Origin of the sequence: Salinispora tropica CNB-440, assembly GCF_000016425.1 — a bacterium.
GTDB lineage: Bacteria > Actinomycetota > Actinomycetes > Mycobacteriales > Micromonosporaceae > Micromonospora > Micromonospora tropica.
Map to the genome: position 1 here is coordinate 2,980,435 of NC_009380.1, position 20,059 is coordinate 3,000,493.

General features: G+C 69.2%; 9 protein-coding genes and 1 pseudogene. 4 read left to right on the forward strand and 6 right to left on the reverse strand.

The annotated features are described in order from the left end of the window. Positions 1-5 precede the first annotated feature (5 nt). From STROP_RS13355 to STROP_RS13365, 3 genes are all read right to left on the reverse strand, one after another. Complete coding sequence (locus tag STROP_RS13355) at positions 6-6,686, reverse strand: type I polyketide synthase (protein ID WP_012013879.1); 6,681 nt, start codon at positions 6,684-6,686, stop codon at positions 6-8. Then, entirely contained in the window at positions 6,683-10,648 is a 3,966-nt protein-coding gene (locus STROP_RS13360) for a non-ribosomal peptide synthetase (RefSeq protein ID WP_012013880.1), read from the reverse strand. The genes STROP_RS13355 and STROP_RS13360 overlap by 4 nt, the downstream gene beginning before the upstream one ends. Positions 10,649-10,757: 109 nt before the next feature. Further along, complete coding sequence (locus STROP_RS13365) at positions 10,758-11,498, reverse strand: class I SAM-dependent methyltransferase (RefSeq protein WP_012013881.1); 741 nt, start codon at positions 11,496-11,498, stop codon at positions 10,758-10,760. Positions 11,499-11,737: 239 nt separating this feature from the next. Between STROP_RS13365 and STROP_RS13370 the strand changes: the two genes are divergently transcribed. Continuing rightward, positions 11,738-12,871 carry an FAD-dependent monooxygenase gene (locus tag STROP_RS13370; RefSeq protein WP_012013882.1) on the forward strand — a complete coding sequence of 378 codons (1,134 nt, stop codon included), beginning with the start codon at positions 11,738-11,740 and terminating at the stop codon, positions 12,869-12,871. Positions 12,872-12,895: 24 nt separating this feature from the next. On the opposite strand, the gene STROP_RS13375 is transcribed toward STROP_RS13370, so the two are convergent. Both STROP_RS13375 and pgfA read right to left on the reverse strand, forming a co-directional pair. Next, positions 12,896-14,926, reverse strand: coding sequence for a multicopper oxidase family protein (locus tag STROP_RS13375; RefSeq protein ID WP_012013883.1), 2,031 nt, complete (start codon positions 14,924-14,926; stop codon positions 12,896-12,898). 445 nt (positions 14,927-15,371) lie between these two features. After that, the gene (pgfA, locus tag STROP_RS13380; RefSeq protein ID WP_012013884.1) at positions 15,372-16,406 is read right to left on the reverse strand and encodes a cell envelope lipid trafficking protein PgfA; all 1,035 of its coding nucleotides are present in this window, start codon (positions 16,404-16,406) and stop codon (positions 15,372-15,374) included. Between the two features lie 173 nt (positions 16,407-16,579). Between pgfA and STROP_RS13385 the strand changes: the two genes are divergently transcribed. Both STROP_RS13385 and STROP_RS24075 read left to right on the forward strand, forming a co-directional pair. Beyond that, complete coding sequence (locus STROP_RS13385; protein ID WP_012013885.1) at positions 16,580-18,112, forward strand: FadD3 family acyl-CoA ligase; 1,533 nt, start codon at positions 16,580-16,582, stop codon at positions 18,110-18,112. Positions 18,113-18,162: 50 nt separating this feature from the next. Continuing rightward, a pseudogene (locus tag STROP_RS24075) lies at positions 18,163-18,631 on the forward strand (IS5 family transposase); the annotation flags it as partial. Between the two features lie 31 nt (positions 18,632-18,662). On the opposite strand, the gene STROP_RS13395 reads toward STROP_RS24075, so the two are convergent. After that, positions 18,663-19,175 (reverse strand): DinB family protein, encoded by a 513-nt coding sequence (locus tag STROP_RS13395; RefSeq protein WP_012013887.1) that lies wholly within the window; start codon positions 19,173-19,175, stop codon positions 18,663-18,665. Between the two features lie 106 nt (positions 19,176-19,281). Here STROP_RS13395 and STROP_RS13400 point away from each other — a divergent pair, with 106 nt between their 5' ends. After that, a complete protein-coding gene (locus STROP_RS13400) occupies positions 19,282-19,863 on the forward strand; it encodes a hypothetical protein (protein WP_012013888.1) in 582 nt (193 codons plus the stop codon). The last annotated feature ends 196 nt before the right edge of the window (positions 19,864-20,059 follow it).

Genomic DNA, 20,059 nt, shown 5'->3' on the forward strand with positions numbered 1-20,059 from the left:
GTTGGTTAGGAGTAATCGGTTGTTTGTCGGAGCGGATGCGGCAGCGCCGCGAGGGTCTCGTTGAGGTGTTTGGCGATCGTCGTGACGGCGCCCCCGGTGAGCAGCGAGTAGTGGTGCCCTTCGACGGCCACCTCGCGTATCGGGCCGTGTACGTGGCCGTCCCAACCGAGGCCGGGCAGGTCAGGCGCGTCGTCCACGCCCATGCCCACACCGCTGTTGCGGGGCGACGGCAGCGCGGCCCGGACGAGGAGCAGCCGGGTCGCCGGATCGCTCAGGTGGCCCGCCTGGTGCTCTCCGAGCATCCGCAGGTGCCGCTCGAACACCCGCAGCCGAAGGTCGGCGGTGTCCCGCTGGCTCAACAGGCCGACGTCGCGCAGCCGCTGTGTGACGGCCCGACGGATCTCGTCGCCGGTACGGCCGTGAAGCTCGGCTTCCTCGGTCGGGCCGAACCCGAGGTCCAGGTCGAGGAACGCCGCCAGCGAGTGCAGGTAGCGCACCGCGGCGATGTTCTGCGGAGCACCCTGGCCATGCAGCGTCCTGATCCGGTCCGGCGTGTTCGAATCGATCATGAATAGCAGCGCGGTGCTCTCACCGCGCCGTTCAAGCAGGCAGGCCATCTCGTGGGCCAACGTGCCCCCCATCGACCAGCCACCGAGCAGGTACGGGCCGTGCGGCTGGTACTGGCGCACCGCGTCCAGGTAGTGCCCGGCCAGGGCCGGGATGTCCGCGGGCTCGACGCCTCCGGTGAGGGCCGGGTCGGTGAGCCCGACCACCGGGCGGTCGTCGGTCAGCAGCCCGACGAGTTCGCCATAGCAGAGCACATCACCACCAGACGGGTGAATCAGAAACAGCGGGGGCTCGGCGGTGCCGCCGCGTAGCAGCAGCGCGGTCTCGCCCGAGCTTGCTGGTTCACCGGGCGGTGGACCGGTCGGGGCCGACTGGCCGGCCGCGGATGGCCCTGCCGGCCTGGGGGCATCCCACTCCTCGGCCTCACCGGCCAGTCGACGCACCCGATCGACGTAGCCGGAGAACGCCTCGTCCGCCTCGTCGGCCGGCAGGACGTTCTCCAACACGTCCCACTGCAGAAGCAGGGCACCGTGCTGCTCGATCACCTGATGGTCAAGCCAGGTCTGCGGCGTGCTGCTGATGCCGTAGACAGGTTTGCCCATCCAGTCCAGGTCGTGCTCGCCGCCGAGCGGATCGGTCAGCCCCAGCGCACTGGTGAACACCACGGGTACGGACTCGGTGACGCCGCTACGCGCGGACTTCTCCGCCAGCGCTTCCAGCGCCGAGAACTCGCGGTGGTCCAGGTCACGGAAGAGGGTCCGCTGCGCTTCGCCCGCGTCGTCGGCGAACGTCCCGGGGCGGGACCGGTCGACCTCGTGCAGCAGCAACGACGTGAAGTCCCCGACGACGAGGTTGACGTCCGGATGCACGGGTGGACGGTCGAACAGGGTCAGCGTGATGGCGAACCGTCCCTGCCTGGACCAGACCGCCAGCGCGTCCCCGTATGCCGCGAGCAGCACGGCGGTCGGAGTGAGGCTCCGCCGAGCGGCCTCCGCTCGGAGCGCCTGCCACTGCGCCGGCTCCAACCGTGCGGTACGCCGCACGAACCGGGGCCGGATCCCCGGTTGTGCCGGACGGACCGGCAGCGCGGGGGCCCCGGGCAGGCGTTCAAGCCGGTCGCGCCAGTAGCGCGCCGCGCGTTCGCGTTCCGGGCTGTGCGCCCGCCGTTCCAGTGCGGCGACGCACGCGGCGAAGGTCGTGCCCACCCGTGGCAGCTCGACGTGTGGATCCTCGTACAGGGCGCGCAGCTCGCGATCCCAGAGCAGGAAGCTGGCGGTGTCGCAGACGAGCACATCGACGTTGACGAAGAGGCGTACGATCCCGCCAGGCAGCCGGGCGGCGCGGATGTCGACCAGCGGCCAACGGCCCGGACGGGGTTCCCGCCCCACCATCTCCGCCCTGATCCGGGCGAGCTTCTCCAGCCGGACGGGTTCGTCGAGCGCGGAGAGGTCCCGGACCCGGATGCGGTACCGGGGCACCCGGTCGAGGATTCGGTTGCGGCCCTCGGGAGTGATGATCGCGCGAAGCATCGGGTGCCGGGCGATCACGGCGTTCCACGCGTCCTCGTATCGGGCCACGTCCAGCCCGGGACAGTCGTGTTCCAGGTGGAACGAACAGGGCACGTCACCGAGCCGGTAGCCACCTGAGCCGCCTACCCAGTACGCGTGCTGTACCCGAGTCAGCGGAAACTCCCGTGGCCCGTCCCCGTTCGGTCCGGCCTCCGCGAACTCCGGGCCGGCCGGAGATGCCGTGCCGGCGGACGGGCCGGTGTCGCCCGTCGGGTCGGACTCGTCGGCCGTCGGCAGGAGCGCCGCCAGTGATGCGACGGTCGGTCGTGCCAAGAGATCCTGCAAGCGCAGTTGGACACCGTGCTCGTCCCGGAGCCGAGCCAGCATCCGGGTGGCGAGCAGTGAGTGCCCCCCGAGGGCGAAGAAGTCGGCGTCCCGGTCGGACACGTCGAAACCGAGCAGCTCTGACCAGACCTTGGCGAGGGTCGCCTCCGCGTCCCCACGGGCACCGTTCTCGGCCACGCCGTTTCGCATCCCGGACGCGACCTGCCGCCGGGCGTCGACCGCCTCGCCGGACAGTCGGGGGCGTAGCTCGGCGGGGGAGACCGCGACCAGCGCGGGGGCCCGCCCCCGGCTGGTCAGGGCGCGCAACCGGTCCAGCGCCCGCATGCCGTCCCGCCGCCCGATCGAGTGCCGAGAGGCGACGGCCCGCTCGGTGCCGCCCGGGCCGACCCGCCAGCCGTCCCAGGCCACGCTGAGCCAGACCGTGCCACCCGCCGTGCCCTGGTGCTCCGCCAACGCATCCAGGTAGCGGTTCGCCGCAGCGTACGGAGCCAGTCCCAGGCCGCCCACCAGGGTCGTCGCCGACGACATCAGCATTACGGTGTGGGGACGGGCCTCCTCGGGCAGTTCCACGAGAGCCCGCCGCAGGGCGACGGCCGCCGACACCTTGGCCCGCGCGTGGCCACGCGCCGCTTCGGGATCGACCGCTCGCAGGGGAGAGACCGCCGTCGAGGCGACCACTCCCGCACCGTGGACCACGAGGTCCACCCGGCCGAAACGATCGACGATGTCGCGCAGCAGGGCACCAGTAGCCTCGGGGTCTCCGGCGTCGACCGCGCGTACCTCCACCGGAAGGCCGCGGTCGGTCAGTCGCCGGACTGCCTCGAGCCGGGCGGCTGCCGGGCTGTCCGGTGCCGCGTTGAGCGGAAGGCCGGTACGGCCAGTGACAACGACCTGCCAACCCCGCTCGGCCAGATGTTCGGCCATGGTCAGACCGACGTCGCCCAACCCACCAATGAGCAGGGCGGTACCCGCGTCCATCCGATCCGTCGGCCCCTCCGAACGGGGCCGCCACGGGTTCACGGTACGCAGCCAGCGGTGCCGGCCGCGTAGCGCCACCTCCGCTCCAGTCAGGTCGCCGGTCACCAGGTCCACCGCCTCCTCAGCGACCCGGCAGGCCAGCTCGTCCGGCGGACCCACCACCGGCAGATCGACGGTGCGCCACCGCAGCCCGGGGAACTCCTGCGCCAGGACGCGGGGTACGGCCGTGCCGGCGGCGCTGGCCGGGTTCGGTCGGTCGGAGCTCTCGACCTGCTGGGCTGCCCGGGTGACATGCAGCAGGCAACTGTCGTGTGCCCAGGTGGCGGTGAGGCGGGCCAGTTCGGCGTGGCGTAGGACCGCCCCGGTCACCCGCGCTGCCGGGTCGTCGCCATCGGGGGCGAGGTCAAGGACGACCACACCGGCGCACGGGATCGTCGCGTCGGCAGCGACCTCGGCGCGGTCGATCACCTGGGCACCAGCGGCGCCCAGGTACATACGTATCGCCTCGACCAGAGGGTCGCCCTCGGGCCCATCCAGCAGCCAACGGCCGGTAATGGCGGCCGAGTCGTCCGGCATCGGTACACGTAGCCAGACCGGCACCTGGAAGGGCTCGTTCTCGTCCGGGGCGTCTGCGGTCGGTACCGCCTCCGGTTCGGGCGGATCAATCCACAGTCGCCGCCGATCGAAGGGATGGCCGGGCAGCATCACCCGCCGCCGGCCGGACCGGTGCAGGGCCTCGGCGCTGATTCCCACACCCCACGTCCAAAGGTCACCGGTGGCGGCCAGCAGCGTGGCCCGTTCGTCACCGGGCTCGTCTGGCTCGGGGAAGGTGGCGATGGTCGCCGCCAGTTGCACCGCCGGGTGTTGGCGGGCGAGTTGCAGCAGGCCGCTGCCGGGTCCGGTCTGCACGACCACGGCCGGGCCGTCACCGATGGCGGTGGTCAGCGCGTCGGAGAAGCGCACCACGGACCGCAGGTGCGGTGCCCAGTGGCCGGCGGCGGGCGCGGAGGTGAGGAAGCCACCGGTGAGGGTGCTGGCCAGTGGCACCAGCGGCGTCCGGGCGTCCACGTCCGAGGCCGCCGCCCGGAGCTCGGGCAGAACGGGGTCGACGAGTCGCGAGTGGGCACCGGCGTCCAGCCGTAGTCGCGTGGTTTGGACACCCTTCGCGACCAGCCGTGCCTCCAGCACGGCCACCGCTTCCTCGGCTCCGGAGACCAGGCACGAGGTGGGCGCGTTAACCGCCGCCAGATCCACGTCGGGATGGTCGGTCAGCAGCGTCACGACTTCTGTCTCGGACAGGGCAACAACGAGCATCGCGCCCTGCCCGGCGGTCCGTGACATCCCTCGGGACCGGACCCGCACCAGGGCCGCCGCATCCGCTACCGACAGCGCGCCGGCCACCACCGCCGCGACGTACTCGCCCAGGCTGTGCCCCACCACGACGTCCGGTCGGATGCCCCACCGGATGAGCACGCGGGCGGTGGCCAGGGACACGGTGAACAGCGCCGGCAGGCCGTACGCCGGGTCGCGGGCGAGCCGCAGCGCGGCCGGGTCGGCGCGGTCGGCCTCGATCAACTCGGTCAGCCGCGGCCGGCCGGGTTCGTCGAACAGAGCCCCGCATTCCCGTACGGTGTCGGCGAACTCCGGCTCGTCGGCCATGAGCCCACGGCCCATGCCGGGATACTGGGTGCCGGCGCCGGGGAACACGAAAACGACCTTGGGCATACTCGCGCCCGCCGCGCGGCGCACGGCGGTGCGCAGGGCAACGCTGTCGCCGACACGGTCACCGGTGACGACCGCCGCGACGCGGTGCCGCCTGATCGGTCGTCCGCTGTGCAGGGTGTACGCGAGGTCGGCCGGCGCCACCGTCGTGGTGTGGACCGTGTCGGCAACGTCGGTGACACTCTCGGCCAGGGCGGCGTCGCTGGTGGCGGAGAGCAGCACCAGCTGGGGACGCGGGTCGGGTTCGGGTGTCGACACGGCCGGTGCGCTGCCGAGCACGATGTGACAGTTCGTACCTCCGATGCCGAACGAGCTCACGCCCGCGTACCGCGTCCCGGGCCAGTCGGCAGTCCGTCGTGCGACGGTGAACGGGGAGTCGTCCAGGTGAAGCTCCGGGTTGAGCGGTTCGGCGTCGAGGGTGGCTGGAAGAACCCCGTGGTGCAGCGCGAGCACGGTCTTGGCGAAACCGGCGATGCCGGCGGCCGAGTTGGCGTGCCCGATGTTGCTCTTCACTGAACCCAGGGCGCACCAGGCCGGACCCGCGGAACCGAATACGCGGCGCAGCGCGCTGATCTCCACAACGTCGCCGAGGCGGGTGGCGGTGCCGTGCGCCTCGACGTAGCTGATCTGTCGCGCCTCCACGCCGGCCACGGCCAACGCCTCGGTGATCACCCGCGCCTGGCCACGTGGGGACGGTGCGGTGAAGCCGGTCTTGTCCGCGCCGTCGTTGTTGACCGCCGAGCCATGCAGCACCGCCAGCACCGGGTCGCCGTCGGCGCGGGCGTCGGCGAGTCGACGCAGGACCGCGACGCCGACGCCCTGGGAGTGCACGATTCCGGTGCCGTCGGCGGAGAATGCACGTACCAGACCATCGATGGAGAAGATCCCGTCCGGGACGTACAGGTACCCAAGACCCTGGGGCACGATCAGTGACGCGCCCCCGGCCAGCGCGGTGTCACACTCGCCGGCCAGCAACGACTGGGCCGCCAGATGCACGGCGACCAGTGAGGTGGAGCAGGTGGTGTTGACGGCGATCGCCGGCCCTGTCAGCCCGAGACGGTGTGCCACCTGAAGCGGAAGGTAGTCCCCGACGGTCGCCATCGCCGTCTGGAGGCTCCCGACCGGATCGCTGGCGGCCGAGGTGTACCGGTGGGCCAGGTTGCGCATCAAGTAGTCGCTGTGCGCCGCCCCGGCGAAGACCCCGACGGCTCCGGCCCCGATCCCGTTTCCGTGCCCGGCGGCTTCGAGCGCACGCCAGCACGCTTCCAGGAACAGCCGTTGCTGCGGATCCATGAGCGCGGCCTCGGTATCCGTGAGACCAAACGGCTCAGGGTCGAACCGGTCCTGGTCGTCGATGACGCCGCCGACCGGGACGTACGCGGGGTGCTCGCGCAACCGCGGGGGCACCCCGCGCTCGGTAAGTTCGTCGAGGGTGTGCCGGGTGAGGCCGTGGCGCTCGGAGAGCAGCAGGTCCCAGAACGCTTCGGTGTCGGGGGCGCCGGGAAACCGGCAGTCCAGTGCGGTGACGGCGATCAGCGACGAGTCGGGGCTCTCGACCGTGTTCATCGGTCCACCTCCTGCGCCCGGGTACGGGCGGCCAGCCGGGACGAGCGTCGGGCCGACGGCGCCGGGGCGGCCTTCGGCTCCGGTACTCGGATCTCTTTCGGAGTGGCCAGGGCAGTGATGTGCGCGGCGAGGGAGGCCACCGTGGCATGGCCGAACATGTCCGCGAGCGCGAGGTGGGGCGCGACGCTCTCCCGCAGTCTGCGGTGCGTCAGCACCAGCGTGAGCGAGGTCACGCCCAGCCCGGCGAACGTGCTGTCCGCCCGAACCGGCTCCCCCGTCAGGTCGGCGAGGACCGCGCTGACCGCGTCGATGGTGGCCGGGTCCCCCGTACCCCCAGCGACCGGTTGACCTGCACCCTCCACTGAGGTCCGGCCCGGCGAGAGTGCTGTCGGTTCGGCGACCGGTGTGCCCTGCGGGGCCGGGGGAAGGGCGTCGACCCGCGGTAAGCCGGTGGTCCGCCGAGTGAGCTCGATGAGGCCGTCAACGGGGATCCGCTCGACCAGTGCGGTCTCGCCTTCCGGGCGGACCCGGTCGAGCCAGCGCGTCGCCGCGACGAGGGCCTGCGCCGGTGACATACGTCCCGGGCGTACGACGAGTGCGACCTCGAGGCCGAGTGCCTCGGCCTCGGCCACCGCCGTACCGGCCCAGTCGACGACGTGCGGGGCGGACGTGACCGAAGGGTCCACCGGCGACGCGGGCGGTGAAAGCGTCGGTTGGCATGCCGGCACGCCGCCGTTCGCCACCTGGTACGGGTTCGGCAGTGCCGCATGGTCGATCTTGCCGTTCGGGGTGACCGGCAGCGAGTCCAGCACGAGGAACTTGCTGGGCACCATGTAGTCGGGTAGCCGTTCGCGCAGCGCCCCGGCCAACTCGTCGGTGGCCGGGACGACGTGTCCCGCCCTGGGCACGACGTACGCGGCCAGGCGAGGGCGTTCGTCGGAACCGGGCACCGCGGCCACGACACACTGCCGCAGGGCCGGATGCCGACCGAGCGTGGCCTCGATCTCGCCGAGTTCGATCCGGTGTCCGCGAATTTTCACCTGTCGGTCGGCCCGTCCCAGGAACTCGATGTTCCCATCGGTCCGCCAACGCCCCAGGTCTCCGGTGCGGTACAGCCGCTCATCCAGCAACGGGTGTGGCGCAAAGCGATGTGCCGTCTGCTCTGGATCGCCAATGTATCCCCGGGCGAGCCCACCGCCGCCGATGAACAGCTCTCCCGGCTCACCAACCGGGCACGGCCGGCCGTCCGGTTCGAGAATGTGGAAGGACTGGGCCCGCAACGCCCGGCCGTAGGGGATGCTGCGCCACCCCGGGTCGACGTCCGCCACCGGGTAGGTGATCGACCAGATGGACGCCTCGGTCGCACCGCCCAGACTCATCACCTGCGCTTGTGGGGCGAGCCGACGCAACCGTTCGGGCAGGGTCAACGGGATCCAGTCGCCGGAAAGCATCACCAGCCGGAGAGAGCGCAACGCCCGGGTCGCGACCTCCGGCTCGATCTCGGCATACTCGACGAGCATCTCCAACAGCGCGGGGGCGGTGTTCCACACCGTGACGCGATGCCGCTCGGCCAGTTCCAGCCAGTGCTGCGGGTCGCGCTGACGGGCCGGATCGGGCAGCACCAGCGCCCCGCCCGCGCCGAGAACGCCGTAGATGTCGAAGACGGAGAGGTCGAAGCTGAGCGCGGACAGTGCCAGCACCCGGTCATCGGCGTGGATGCCGAAGCGGTCGACGATATCGTCGATGGTGGTGCGGGCGGCGTGGTGCTGGATCTCCACACCCTTCGGTTGGCCGGTGGAGCCAGAAGTGAAGATGACGTACGCGGTGGCGTCCGGGGCGGGTCGCGATGGCGGCGGGGTTCGTTCGTCAGCAGTCTCTTGTGTTCGGCCGCTGGGCCGGCCGGCCGCGGTCAGGCGGTACGTCGACACGTCCTCGGGCCACCCGGTTTGCACCCCCCGGCCGACCAAGGCGTGCCGTACTCCGGCGCGGCCGCAGATCGTGGCTACCCGGGCATCCGGCCAGGACGGCTCGACCGGCAGGTAGCCCGCACCGACGGCGTTGACGGCCAGGACCGCGACGATCTGGGCCAGCCCTTTCTCACACGCAACCGCTACCAGATCACCGGTACCGACACCGGCCGCGGCAAGAGCGCCAGCGGTCGCCGCGACGCCCTCGGCCAACTGACCGTGCGAGGTGGCGGAGCCCCTCACGTACAGGGCAGGCTTCTCCGGCAGACGGCGGGCGGCACGGGTCACCGGGTCGTGCAACAGCGGACCGGCATCGGGGAACGCGTCGACGTCCAACGGCTCTGCCGGCAGGACGAAGGGGTCCCAGGCGAGCCTTGGATCCTTCCACGCGGTGGCCTCGGTGAGGCGATGCAACAACCGGACGTACGCGTCGAGCATGTTACGCAGGTAGCCGTCGGGGAAGGCATCGACGACACCGTCCCATGCGATCCGGAGCACGCCGCCCTCGTCCCACACGATGTGGTCGAGCAGGACCTGAGGGGTCTGCGAAACGCCGAAGACCTCCGCGCCGAGCCAACTCGCCGGGGCGGCGGTCTCGGCACCGGCGAGTCCCACCCCACTGGTGAAGACGACCGGGTAGGGCGGAACGCCGAAGTTGCCGCCGAGCTGCCGCAGCACGTCCACCCCGGAGACCGACCGGTGGTCCAGGTCCTCCCAGAAACGGCGATTGAGATCCGACGCGTAGCCAGCGAATCCACTCCACGAGGTCGGGTCGTATCTCGGGGTACCCACCAACGCGGTGGTGGTGAAGTCGCCGACCACCAGGTCGACACCCTCGGGCTTCTCTGGACGCTCGAAGAGCGTGGTGTTCAGGCAGACCTGGTCGCCCGCGCCCCACCGTGCGAGGATCACCGCGAACGCGGCGAGCAACGCGGCCGTCGGTGTCACCCCGTGCTCCGTGCACCGGGCGCGGAGCGTCCGCCATGCCTCCGCGTCGAGTTGGCCGGCGTGCCGAGCGAAACGTGGAGGCTCGGTGGAGTCAGCAGCACGGGTCACCGGTAGACGTGGCGCTGGCGGAAGCTCGGCGACCCGGGCTGCCCAGTAGTCGCGGTCCCGCTCTCGCCGTTGGGTCCACTCCGGATCAGCATCCCGGTCATACAGCAGGTCAGCGAATTCGGCGGGAGGTTCTGGCAGGGATGTCGTCGGGTTGGCGACGAGTTGTCCCCACTGACGCATCAGCAGCATCCAGCCGGCCATGTCGGTGATCAGCACGTCGAAGCCGACGTAGAGGCGGGTGCGGCCGTCCGGCAGGAACGCCGCGTGGAGGTCGAACAACGGCCACTGTGCGGTTGGGCGTACCTGGTGAGATCGGTCGTGTCGGATCGCGGCCAGGGTCTCGCCCACCTGTGCGGGCCCGGCCTCGCGCAGGTCGGTTAGTCCGATGCGGTACGGACCGGCCGTGGGCAGAATCTCCCCTCGACCGTACGGGTCGACCACCATCCGTAGCATCGGATGGTGGTCGACCAGTTGGTTCCAGGCGACTTCGAGGCGCTGGAGGTCGGTGGCGGCGTCGTCGCTGATCCGGTCGTACTCGTAGTAGTAGTAGGTGGCCACCCCGCCGAGAACCAGGCCTGACTCCCGCCCGACAAGGTAGGACTCCTGAACCGGTGTCAAGGGGAAGGTCGCCCGGTTGCCCGGCTGCCTGTCGGTGCGCTGCCCGCCGGATTCACCGCCGCCGGCTGGCTCTTCCGGGGCGTCCGACAGGTGCCGGGCAAGGTGCGTCGCGGTGGCGTTGCCGAGGAACGCGGTCAGGGGAAGGTCCTGTCCGGTGCGTTCCCGAATCCGCCGTCGGAGCCGTACGGCGGTGAACGACTCCAGGCCCAGGGCGGTGAGTGACGCTTGCACATCGATCAGCTCTGGGTCCATGCCGAGGACCTCGGCGATGCAGTCTAGTACGTCGTCGAGGACCGCTTCGGGCATCAGGGGCAGGTTCATCCGGTCTCCGTGGCTGCGACGGCACTGTGAAGCGCGCCGCTGGGAGGACGGCGGCGCGCGCACCGGAGACCCTAGTTGACAATGATTCTCATTTCAAGTTTGAGGGAGATCAGCCCTGCACGTGACTCGCGACGTAGAGGCCGGCGTCGGGGTGTCCGATCTGCCGCATGGTCAACCCATGTTCCGCGAACTCCGCGCGCAACTCCCCCTCGTCCATGACCCACCAGTCGTAGTTCACGGCCACCTCCGCCACCGCCGCCCCCTCCGGCGATCGGGTCAGGTAGGTCATGTGCCACCTGATCTGGTGTTCGCCGACAGCCTCGGCGCTCGCCCAGCCCTCGTAGGTCAGGCCACCCACGGTGCGGCTGGCCATTCGGGTTCTCGGGATCGCGACCGGACGCGCCGGCGGCGCGAGGTTGACGACCACGCGACCCCCACGGACCAGGCGCGGGGCGACGCGCTGCCAGAGTTCCCGCCGGTCGTCCGGCGACAAGTGCCCGATCATGTTCATCGCCACCAGCACCCGCACCTGCTCGGGCATTGGCACGCTCATCGCGTCGGCCGGCGACACCGTAACGCGCGACCTCAGGGATGCGTCCTCGTGCGCTCGGGCGAGGAGCACCGCGCGGAGTGCGGGCGAGGGCTCCACGGCCAGCACCGGCGAGCTGTCAGGCAGGCTGGCGCAGATCACCGCGACGCCACGCCCCGTACCGGCGCCCAGGTCCACCGTGACGCCGGGTTCGTCGCCGAGGCCGTGCAGAGCCTCGGAGAGTCCGGGAGCGAAGAGCCCCCAGGCGTCGGCGATGAGGAGGTCTATGTACTCGGCTGACTGTGCGTACGGATCGTCCATAGCTTGGCTCCCAGGTCGTAGGTCCACTGATTATGACAATCGTTTCGGTTAGCATTGCGGCCGAGTGCGCTGATGCGCGAGCACCGTGAGCCCGGTAGGGGTGCCAAGAGTCGGTTCCGGTCGTTGACGTGCGAGTTCGTGAATCCGCCACGTGACCAGGTGGTACCCGCCCAGCCGTCCCGACGGTGTCAGAGCCGACGACCTGCCGACGAGCCAGACGGGCACCTAAGGTGTCCCGCATGACCGACAGAGTTTTGGTGGCCGGTGCCGGGATCGCGGGTCTGTCGACGGTCCGTGCGTTGCGGCGCCACGGAATCCCAGCGACGGCGGTGGAGCAACGGCCAACCCGGCTGGAGGCGGGGCTGGCCATCAATGTTCCGGGCAATGGCGTGCAGGCCCTCGCGGCACTCGGCGTCGGCGACGGTCTGCGTGACGTCGGCGTGCCGGTGTCGAGACGTGAGTACCGCACCCAGCGGGGGCGGCTACTCTTCTCCGTCGCCGAGGACGAGTTCTGGGGCGGGGAGCACCAGCCCCGGTGCATACGTCGTCGGGACCTTCACGAACTACTGGAACATGACCTGCCCTCGGGGTCGGTACGGTACGGGGTAGCGGTGAGCGCGGTCCGCGTGACGGCCGACGGTGCCGAGGTGACGTTCTCCGACGGCAGCACCGACCGGTACGGCTTCGTGGTCGGGGCCGACGGGGTCCACTCGGCGGTTCGCCCGTCCCTGTTCGGCGACGAACGGCTCGGAGCTGCGCTACTGTCCGCGGCGAGTTGGCGGTTCATGGCACCCGACCCCGGCATCACCTGCTGGACGGTGTGGACCGGCGACAGCGGCACGGTCCTGCTGCTTCCAGCTGGCGACGGCGAGGTGTACGGCTTCGCCTCCGCTACCAGGGGTGGCCCGATCGGGTCCGACCCCAGCTGGCTTTCGGCGGCCTTCGCCGGGTTCCCCGAGCCGGTACAGACGGCAGTCGCCGAAGCACTCCTCCGTCCAGATTTGATGTACCACTCCCCAATCGAGGAGGTGCGCATCCCCCGGTGGCACCAAGGCCGGGTGGTCCTGATCGGCGACGCCGCGCACGCCACCGCGCCGGTCTGGGCGCAGGGTGCCTCGCTCGCCGTAGAGGACGCACTGGTGCTGGCCGAACTCCTTGCCAGCCGGGACTGGCAAACAGTCGGTGGCGAGTGGGATCGGCGTCGGCGTGGACGGGTCGCCCATGTGCAGGCAGCGACCGACCAGCTCTCCCGGGCAGCCGCCAAGCCTGCGTGGCTGCGGAACCTTCTGCTGCCGGCGATCGGCCGACACAGCTACCGGTCGGCGTACGGCCCGCTCCGCACGCCGGTGGCGTCGTTGACGGCGCCCGGCTGATCCTCGGTGTTGGGCCGCCTTCGCCTATCGCCGGTCGCTCTTGTCCTCGGGTGACTCGCTTGGATGCCAACTCTCGCTGGTTGGCGTAGCTGTGGTCTCGGTGCGGGTTGGGTCCGTCGCGGGGCCGATGTTGATCGGCCGCATCATCTCGTTGTCTTCGTGCTCCAGGATGTGACAGTGCCAGATATATCGGCCTGGCAGGTCAAAGAAGGCTTTGATTCGAGTGATCTCGCCGGGTAGAGCGAGGACGGTGTCATGGTAGCCGTGTTGCTGCGTCGATGGTGGTGTGTTGCCATCTGGTCCTCGGCCGATGATCTGAAATTCGACCTCGTGAACGTGGATCGGGTGGGCATGGTCCGTACGGTTGTCCAGCTCCCACAGCTCCGTGGCGTTGAGTGCGACATTCTCGGTGACCGGGTCGCTCCACGTCAGCGGTACCGCGGTGCCGTCCGGATCGACGGTGCCGAGCAGGATGGCGACAGGGCCGCAACCAGTGGTGGAAATCCGTTCGTCAAGGGAGAGGCGGCGGGTGTTGGTCGCCGGGCCGAGGGGAACGAACTGGGGTAGGCGGAGCTGGTCTGGTGGGACGCTTCTGTCTGGCTCGGTACGAGGAACGACAGCCAGCTTCATGACCTGACCTGTGGTGTTGACGTCGGCGGGTGCGAAATCGACTCCCGGCACACCACCGAGGAAGGGTCCGTCCGGGCCCTCGTTGATCAGGTACAGGTCAGTACCGGCGGGCACATCGGTGAAGTCGAGGATGACATCGACGCGTTGGGCGCCGCCAAGGATGACCTCGTCGAGTGGCTGGGGCTGGGGAAGGAAGCCACCGTCGGTGCCGATCAACCAGATCGGCAGGGCGGGGACGGCGGGACGTGTGGCGGTGGGGTTGGCTGCGATCTTCAGGATCAGGGTGCGCGCGTTGCAGCCGTTGAGCAAACGCAGTCGGTACCGCCGCCGTTCGACCTCGAGGCGCGGCCAGGTCCGACCATTGGCGACGATAGTGTCGGCGAAGAAGTCGGGAACCCAGATCGGTGGAACGTCGCCGTTTGGAATGTAGTTCGCGGGATTCGCGCACGTGTCACTGAAGGCCCGGCTACTGGGATAAAACAGTGAACCGTCCCGGTGGAAGGTCCGGTCCTGGATGACGATCGGGATCTCGTAGTAGCGGGTGCCCGGGGGGTCACCCAAGCCGGGGGCAGGGCCGGGTAGGACACCGGGTGGCAGGTCGAACTCTCCGCCACGTAGCAAGTAGAAGCCGGCCAGGCCGGAGTAGACCGCCTGACGGGTCATCCCCAACGCGTGATCGTGGTACCACTCGGTGGCCGCCCGCTGATCGTTGTCGTAGCGGCTCGTCGCGGTTCCAGGCCGCCACTGGATCCCGAACTGCTCGGCGAACGACGCCCGATAGCGGTCGTAGAAGCTGCCGACCGTCGCGTAGCCAGCCGGAATGTCCTTCGCCGCTGGCAGGAACCATGCCTCCGGATAGCCGTCACTCTCCGCCCGGGTATGTCCCCCGTGCAGGTGCACCACGACCGGCACCGGGCCGAGGTACGGGCCTGGGGTCCGCGTGAAGGTGGGAGTGGAGTCCCGCCCGGCTATCCCTCCAGGCGGGTTGGCCCAGTGCAACGTCGGATCGACGGGCAACAGCGGAGGCAGGAACCGATCGTGCCGGTCAACGAGTTGGTTGATCCAGGTAACCTGCACGGGCCGGTCGACTCGGGCCTCGATGGTGAACCCCGGGAACTGGAACGTGCCACGGCGGGTGGCGGAGCCGAACCCCCACACCGCGGTCCGGGGAAGATCCGGCGGCAGGATCTGCTGCGAGAACTGCCGTATCCCGATCACGTACTCGTCGCACCGGTCCCGTCCGTGCCGGCGGACCGGCGGCATGACCTCCGGGACCAGCAGGTCCGTCCGGTACTTCTCGATGACGTCGGGAGTTAACAGCGGCCGCTCCAGTGGCAGTGACACGGCGTTGGAGGCCGGCGGAGACAGCATGACGGCCGCTCCCCCTGCGGCTCCCGCCATCAACAGGTGCCGACGGCTGACCATGATGATCCCCCTGCCCTACGTCATCAACTACGACCTAAGGTGAATGTAAACCACAAAAGTTATTTTTGGTGCTTTTAGCCATGTATCGGGGGTTAGGCGGTCATCCGGAACGCGGCCGGGTCGAGAAGCCACACAGTCACACGCGGGCGCCGCCCGCCGAGCAGATCGCGCTGGTCCGTCGATGAACGGCGAGCGACGTCAAAGGTCCCCGACACACAGCAATACCGGCCGCCGTGCTGTGCGACCCTCGAGGCCCCACGTCCGGCCCGCCGGCGAGCCCGGCTACCACACCCACGGCGGCGGGGACCGGCATGTCGGTGAGCTGTCCGGCACTTCTGGTGTCCTGCCCGAATGCTGGCGGTAGACGAACTGCAGCACCTACTCGCGACCTGGCTCGGGTTCTGCCCCCTCTGCTACCAACTCGCCCCAACCCAACAAGGGACTATCAGGAGGCCGTACCAGTGGCGTCCTCCGCTGACCGAGGTGCCACAGCCCGGCGCACGAACACGAGCATGAGGCCGGCAACGGCCACGAGGACCCCCACCACCAGCATTCCGGTCGGCAGGTAGCGGCCGAGCAGGAGCAGCTGCGCCCGACCGTCGCTGGCCTGTTCGACTACCGCGTCGGCGGTGGCGTCGTCGTACTGGAAGGTGGCGTCGAAGATGACCACCGGCGGCCCGACGTCCGGCACCAGCTCCTGGCGCTGCTGCTCGCGGTAGCCCAGAATGCCACCGGTCATCGGCTCCACCCAGAGCGTGCGAGACGCCCGGTAGGTCATCGTCGCGGTCGTCGCCTCCGGCGCCAGGAAGCCGAGCAGTTGGGTCAGCGTCTCCTCGTCCATGTCGAGCTCCCGCTGGGGGACGGTCTGCTCGAACCGGTACGTCTCCAGGCCGGCGATCTCTTCCTCACCCTGGTACAGCATCGGCAACGACTGCCGCAGGATGCCATCGAAGTACTGGTACGTCTGCCTTTTCGTATCGAAGGGGAACAGGTACAGCTGCCCGGCGTACGCAATGCTCCCCGCCTCACACCCGGTGGTGCCCGACTCCACGGCCTCCATGTCGTGGTAGCACTGACCGTCCCACTCGACTGCGGCACCGGACACCCGGTCGAGGGCGATGCGGCTCTCGGCCCGGTTGACCGGCAGGTCGCGATCTACCCAGTCGGTAGCTTGATACACGTTCCAGATCAGAGTTTCACCAGCGAGGCTTCCGGCGAGCTCTGCGGCAGCCTCGTTGTCGGGTTTGATACCTGTTGCCGAACGCAGAGTGCCCGTTTCGACGGTCACCGCCGGGTCGCCGTCGGGCAGCGTCCGAGCACTGACGAAGGTGGCTGACGGCGCGACCACCACGATATCCGGCGGTGTCACGTCGTAGGGCACCTGCTTGAGCGCTGGCACGATCAGCCACACCAGACCCACGGCCACAGCGACGCAGAGTAGCCCCAGACCGAAGAGAGCCGCGCCGATCTTCTGCCGCATCAGCACACCCTTCCATTAGGTGAAACTTGTTCTAATCTACTGCTCCTTTTCCCGCAGGGAAAGACCCCGGGGGCATGCCGTCTGCCGCATCACCGTCCACTAGCGCCGCCCCCCACCCCCACGTACGCTTACCAAGCACTTGCTTGGCCAACCAATCATGCCGGGAGGTCCCGATGATGCCGTCCATCCCAGCGGCCCTCCACCGCGCGGCGCAGGAGTTCAGCTCGGCACCGGCCCTGGTGGAGCCCGGCGTCACGCAGCTGAGCTACGCGGAGCTCCTCGCCGAGGTGCGGCGCGTGGCACAGGCACTGATCGCCGGCGGGCTTCGCCCGGGCGACCGGCTCGCGCTCTGGGCACCGAACTCGGCACAGTGGGTGCTGGCCGCACTCGGCGCGAGCTACGCGGGCCTCACCCTGGTACCGGTCAACACCCGCTTCACCGGGATCGAGGCACTCGACGTGACCCATCGAAGCCGCGCCAGTGGCCTTGTCGTGGTGGACCCGTTCCTCGGCACCGATCGGCTCGCCACGCTACAGGCCGCCGCCACGGCGGAAGGCAAGCAGCTCCCCCGCCTGGTCGTGCGAGTGCCCTCCGGCTGGGACGAGTTCGTAGCCGGCGGGGCCTCGGTACCCGAACCGGTGGCCAACGCCCGCGCCGCCGCGGTCAACCCCAACGACCTGAGCGACATCCTGTTCACCTCGGGTACCACCGGGCGCAGCAAGGGCGTGATGAGCGCGCACCGGCAGTCGATAGACGTGGCTACCGCCTGGGCCGACATCGCCCGGCTGACCCCCGACGACCGCTACCTCGTGATCAACCCCTTCTTTCACAGCTTCGGCCTGAAGGCCGGCATCCTCGCCTGTGTGGTCAGCGGCACCGCCATCGTGCCGCAGGCGGTCTTCGACGTACCCCAGGCGATGGCTCTGATCGCGGACCAACGGATCACCGTCCTACCCGGGCCACCCACCCTCTACACCAGCCTGCTCGGTCATCCCGACGCCCGGCGATTCGACTTGTCGAGCCTGCGCTTGGCCGTGACCGGAGCGGCCACCGTGCCACCGGCCCTCGTCGATCAGATCCGCAAGGAGCTTGGCGCGGACGTACTTACCGCGTACGGACTGACCGAGGCGGTGGTCGCCACGATGTGCCGACCGGGCGATGACGCGCAGACCGTGGCGCAGACCTGCGGACGAGCAGCAGCCGGATGTGAGATCCGCATCGCTGACCCGGGCGGTGAGGTGTTGCTGCGCGGGCCGAACACCATGCTCGGCTACCTCGACGACCCGACCGCCACCGCGGCGGCGATCGACGCCGAGGGGTGGCTGCACACCGGCGATATCGGGCGCCTCGACGAGCGGGGCTACCTGACCATCACCGACCGACTCAAGGACATGTACGTCTGCGGTGGCTTCAATGTGTACCCGGCCGAGGTCGAGCGCACGCTTGCCCAGCTTCCAGGCGTGGCCGAGTCCGCGGTGATCGGCGTGCCCGACCCACGGCTCGGTGAAGTCGGCAAGGCCTACCTGGTCTGCCACCCGGGTCACGCACTCAGCACGGCGGAGGTGACCGAATTCTGCCGGAGCCGACTCGCCAACTACAAGGTGCCGCGGTCAGTCGAGGTCCGGTCTGAACTGCCGCACAACGCCTCGGGCAAAATTCTCAAGTATCTGCTCCGCGGAGAGCTGAGGGGTGACGAGGCGTACTAGGGCGTGTCCGGCCGATCTTGTAGCGGTGGGTCGTTGACGATGTGCCGGTGGTGCGTCGTGGTGAACTGACCGATGAGGCGTGGGCGGTGATCGCGCCGCTGCGTCCCCAGCCTGGTGGAGCGCGGGAGCGGTGGCGGGATCACCGTCAGGTCATCAACGGGATCTTGTGGAAGCTGCGCACGGGCGCGCCGTGGCGTGACCTGCCGGAACGCTTCGGGCCGTGGAAGACCTGCCACGAACGGCTGCGCCGCTGGACGGCTGACGGCACGTGGACCGGATCCTGGCGGCGGCGCAGGTGCATGACGACGGCATTCCGGTGCAGTGGACGATCAGCATCGACTCGTCGATCGTGCGGGCGCACCAGCATGCCGCTGGCGCCCGCAAAGAGGGGGCTCCGCATCAAGTCCGGCGACGCCTGGTGCGCAAGATGGCGAGGCCATCGGACGATCCCACGGCGGGCTGAGCACGAAGATCCACCTCGCCGTCGACGGACGCGGCCGGCCGCTGTCGATCCTGCTCATCTGGCTTCGATGATCACTCAGGATCCACGTTAATCGACGATCATGCCGTCGATCTGCTCCCGGAGGATGTCGGCTTGGCCGCAGTGCCGTGCCAACTCACGGATCATGTGCACGTAGATGTAGCGCAGCGACACCCTGCCCAGACGGGGATGAGGCACAGTGTCGTCGAGGGCAAACCCGGCTGCGATCTGCCTCGATCGATCACAGACCACGGTGTACTCCAGGATGACGTCTGCGACCGTCTCGTCCGAGCTGACCTGCCAACTGGCGTCGTCACCGAACGAGTTACCAGTGATCTGTTCACGCCGCTGCTGTTCCAGGCAATGCTGGAACCAGTGCCGCTCAACAGCGGCGGCGTGTTTGACGAGACCGATGAGCGTGGTGAGCGAGGGCACCAGGCTCCGGCGGGCGTCATCCTCCGACAGCCCTCGGAGCTTGGCGATGATGACATCGCGGTACACATCGATGAAGGCTTCCAGAAGCGCGCGCTCCGGGGCAGTGCTCGCGAGTTCCTCGCTGTCGAGCGGCCGGGCAGTCGTCACATCGACACCCTAACCCTCTGAGGTAACCGTCCCGCCCGACCAAGATCGACGGGACGCGCCCTAGGCGATCTTGCCTCTCTTGCTTGGGGCCGTACGATCTCCGCTCATGGGCAGCAGCTATCAGACCATCCTCGCCACGGGCGATCTCGCCCATGTCCGTGCGGCAGTTGCCGTGTCGCAGCAGGAGGTTGTGATCATTCCGGTCGCCGAGGGCCGGTGGGCGGTGGTGCCGATGCAGAAGGCCGGCATCTACGCCGAGACCGAGAACCTGGCGGAGCTGCTGAGCCTGGCTCAGGGTAGCGTGGCCGCCTCGTTCGACGTGTTCGACTCCGATGTCATGGTGGTCAAGCTGTTCCGCGATGGTCGTAGCTATCACGAGTACCTGTCTGATCAGGCCTACCTCGTAGAGTTATGGGACGATGACGACAATGAGATCCTGGTCGATCTACTCGGCCGACCCTACCCGCCGGGCTTGAGTGCGCCCTCAGGTGCCTACGGTGCCGACCCGGCAATGTTCGCCGCGCTCGGCGTCGAGCCGATTGATGAGGCACAGTTGGACGTCGCGCTCAGCCGGCCGGAACTCAGGGCAGAGGAGCAGCATCACGCGATCCTGCATGCGCTGAATCTCGATTGCGGTCCGCTGACGACATCTTTCGAGAAGGCCACTGCATCGGGTTTGGGCGTCTAGGCCAGTTTCAACTACACTCGCCATAGTGTCACGCGGGTCCTGGTACCGATCTGTCACGCAGGTCCCGAGACCGGACATCGTGACTGGAGCGTTGTCGGGCTCCACTTGATGCGTGACGGATCGGGGTCAGATGATCCGTGACACGTCCGGCTAGACGATCTTGGGTTTGATGCTGGGCTAAGCGTAACGGCGGGCG